This window comes from Halorubrum sp. GN12_10-3_MGM, from assembly GCF_005435235.1.
Classification (GTDB): Archaea; Halobacteriota; Halobacteria; order Halobacteriales; family Haloferacaceae; genus Halorubrum; species Halorubrum ezzemoulense.
This window is the reverse complement of sequence record NZ_SGUB01000069.1, coordinates 1-632: the sequence shown is the minus strand read 5'-3', so window position 1 is coordinate 632 and position 632 is coordinate 1. Positions and strand designations below refer to the sequence as shown.

At 69.3% G+C, this 632-nt stretch carries 1 protein-coding gene; it reads left to right on the top strand.

Translation table 11 applies throughout. The annotated features are described in order from the left end of the window. On the top strand, positions 1-632 hold a 632-nt coding region (locus EXE47_RS18275; RefSeq protein WP_137708633.1), incomplete at both ends, for a CoA ester lyase.

The window sequence follows — 632 nt, the reverse complement described above, 5'->3', positions numbered from 1 at the left end:
GATGAACGGCGTCGACACCAGGTGGTTCTACGACGACGTGATCGAGGTTGTCGGACGCGCCGGCGAGTACCTCGACACAATCATGGTGCCGATGGCGAACAACCCGGAGACGGTCGCCACCGTCGACAACCTCCTGACGCAGGTCGAGGCGAACAACGACCTGCCGGTCGGTGGGATCGGCCTCCAGGCGCAGATCGAGTCGCCGGAGGCGATGACGAAGGTCGCCGACATCGCCCGCGCGAGCGACCGACTGGAGTCGCTCGTGTTCGGCCCCGGCGACTACACCGCCAACGTCGGCGCCGCCGGGCTCACCATCGGCTCCGGCGGCGGCTACCCCGGCCACTACTGGCACTACCAGCTCGCGCGCATCGCCCACGCGGCCAAGGCGCAGGGGTTACAGGTGATCGACGGTCCCTACGCCGAGATCGAGGACGCGGAGGGGTTCCGCGACTCCTGTCGGTGGGCGAGCCAGCTGGGCTGTGACGGCAAGTGGGCGATCCACCCGAGCCAGATCGAGCCCGCGAACGAGACGTTCGCGCCCTCGCCGGAGGAGGCCGAGAAGGCCCGGCGGATCGTCGACGCCTACGCGGAGGCGAAAGAACAGGGCAAAGGCGCCGTCTCGGTCGACGGCG